This window comes from Micrococcus sp. R8502A1, assembly GCF_006704135.1.
Lineage (GTDB): Bacteria > Actinomycetota > Actinomycetes > Actinomycetales > Micrococcaceae > Micrococcus > Micrococcus luteus.
In genome coordinates this window covers 1-2,399 of sequence record NZ_VIGS01000097.1, presented here as the reverse complement: position 1 = coordinate 2,399, position 2,399 = coordinate 1, and the positions used below count along the sequence as shown (strand labels likewise).

General features: G+C 74.2%; 2 protein-coding genes. One reads left to right on the top strand and one right to left on the bottom strand.

Features of this window, described 5'->3' with window-relative positions; all coding sequences use genetic code 11:
- The first annotated feature begins 186 nt into the window (after nt 1-186).
- Nucleotides 187-1,107 (top strand): carbohydrate kinase, encoded by a 921-nt coding sequence (locus tag FLM69_RS11175; RefSeq protein WP_070709633.1) that lies wholly within the window; start codon nt 187-189, stop codon nt 1,105-1,107.
- Between the two features lie 102 nt (nt 1,108-1,209).
- Here the strand turns inward: FLM69_RS11175 and FLM69_RS11170 are convergent, their stop codons facing one another.
- Nucleotides 1,210-2,283, bottom strand: coding sequence for a malate dehydrogenase (locus tag FLM69_RS11170; RefSeq protein ID WP_141844285.1), 1,074 nt, complete (start codon nt 2,281-2,283; stop codon nt 1,210-1,212).
- Nucleotides 2,284-2,399 lie beyond the last annotated feature (116 nt).

The window sequence follows — 2,399 nt, the reverse complement described above, 5'->3', positions numbered from 1 at the left end:
TGTTGGTGACGTGCCTACCTCCGATGCTGCCCCTTATGCGTTCGTCGGCGGCGTCGGAGGTGTATAAGAGACAGGGGTCGGGGATGGGGGTGTCGGGCGTTTCTCGGGGGCCTGGAAGCCTGCGCACAGCCCCGGTTCTGCGCCGGTGATTAGGGTACCGTGGGGCGCGTGGCTCAGTACTGTGGTGTGATCGGAGAGGCGCTCGTCGACGTCGTGGTCTCGGACACCGCGACCCCCCGCGTGCACGTCGGGGGCAGCCCCCTGAACGTGGCCGTGGGCCTGAGCCGGCTGGAGCGGCCCGTCCTGTTCGCCGGCCGCCTCGGCCGCGATGCGCACGGGGACATGATCGCCTCGCATCTGCGGGAGAACGGCGTGCGCTGCCTGCTCGAGCCGGATGCCGCCGCCACCTCCGTGGCCACCGCCCGCCTGGACCCCACGGGCGCCGCCAGCTACGAGTTCGAGCTGGACTGGACGCTGCCGCCCGCCGCCGCGCTCGCCCGGGACTTCGACGACGCCGCCGGCGGCCCGCTGCACCACATGCATGCCGGCTCCATCGCCACCATGCTCGCCCCCGGCGACGCCGAGGTGATGGCCCTGCTCGAGCGGATCTCGGCGGTCACGACCATCAGCTACGACCCCAACGTGCGGCCCACGATCGTGCCGGACCGGGCGTTCGCCCGCGCCCGCGCGGAGGAGTCCGTGCGGCTGGCGGACGTGGTGCACGCCTCGGACGAGGACATCGCGTGGCTGTACCCGGACCGCCCGCTGCGCGAGTCGCTGCAGGCGTGGCAGCGGATGGGCCCGGCGTTCGTGGTGATGACCCGCGGCGCCGAGGACATCGTGGCCGTCACCGCGCACGGCGTGGTGGAGCGCCCGATCGTGCCCGTGGACGTCGCGGACACCGTGGGCGCCGGCGACTCGTTCACCGCCGCCCTGCTCGCCGCCCTCGACGACCGCTCCCTGCTCGGCGCCGCGAACCGCGGCCGCCTGCACGCGATGGACCCGGCCGACGTCGAGTCGGTGCTGATCTACGCCTCCCGCGCGTCGGCGATCACGGCCTCCCGCCCGGGGGCGGACCCGCCCACGCGGGCCGAGCTGGCGGACTGATCCCACACCCCCCGTCCCCGCACGAATCTGTTGCGCATCTGACCCTTCCGGCGGGTGGGGACGCCCCCAGAAGGGTCAGAGACGCAGACGATCCCGGTCGCCTCAGAGCAGGCCCAGCCCTCGCACGGCGTCGCGCTCGGCCTCCAGCTCGGCGACGGTCGCGGCCAGCCGCCCGCCCTCACCCGGCAGCACGGACTCGTCCGGCTCCAGCCCCGGCACGATCCGCCACGCGGTGCCGCCGTCGGACGTCACGGGGAACGAGCTGATCAGCCCCTCCGGCACCCCGTAGGAGCCGTCCGAGACCACCGCGGCCGACGTCCGGCGCGGCGCACCGTCCGCGTCCACACCGGTGCCGAGGGTCCAGTCGCGCAGGTGATCGATCGCCGCGGACGCCGCCGACGCCGCCGAGCTCGCCCCGCGCACCTCGATGATCTCCGCGCCCCGCTTCGCCACGCGCGGCACGAACTCCTCGCCCGCCCACACCGGGTCCACCACCTCGAGCGCCGGCCGCCACGTCCCGTCCACCCGCACGCGGGCATGGGTGAGGTCCGGGAACTGGGTCGCGGAGTGGTTGCCCCAGATCGTCACGCCGGCCACGTCCGTCACCGCGACGCCGGCCCGCGCCGCCAGCTGCGCCACGGCCCGGTTGTGGTCCAGCCGGGTCAGCGCCGTGAAGCGCTCGGCCGGCACGTCCGGGGCGTGCGCGGCGGCGATCAGCGCGTTGGTGTTGGCCGGGTTCCCGACGACGAAGACCCGCACGTCCTGCGCCGCGTGGTCGTTGATCGCCCGGCCCTGCGGCCCGAAGATCCCGCCGTTCGCCTCGAGCAGGTCGCCGCGCTCCATGCCCTTCGTGCGCGGCCGCGCGCCGACGAGCAGCGCGTGCTGCACCCCGTCGAAGGCGCGGGCCGGGTCGTCCGTGACCTCCACGTCGGCCAGCAGCGGGAAGGCCGCGTCGGCGAGCTCCATGGCGGTGCCCTCCGCGGCGCCCAGGGCGGCCGGGATCTCGAGCAGGCGCAGCCGGACCGGGGTGTCCGGGCCGAGCATCCCGCCGGCGGCGATGCGGAAGAGCAGCGCGTAGCCGATGTTGCCGGCGGCGCCGGTGACGGTGACCGTGCGGGGCGTCGTCGACGCACGCTCCGGGGCGGTGTCCTGTGCGGTGGTCTGCTGCTGTCTCATATACACCTCTGTCGCCGCCGACGGTTGCGTAAACGGTGACGTCTGATGCCCCGAAGTGGTCGAACAAGACCAATCTGCTGGCGCGCCGGTACTGGGCAGCGTGCATACAGGTATTT

Coding starts and splice junctions, on each gene's coding strand:
- FLM69_RS11170 (WP_141844285.1), bottom strand. CDS start 2,283: ATGAGACAGCAGCAGACCACCGCACAGGACACCGCCCCGGAGCGTGCG.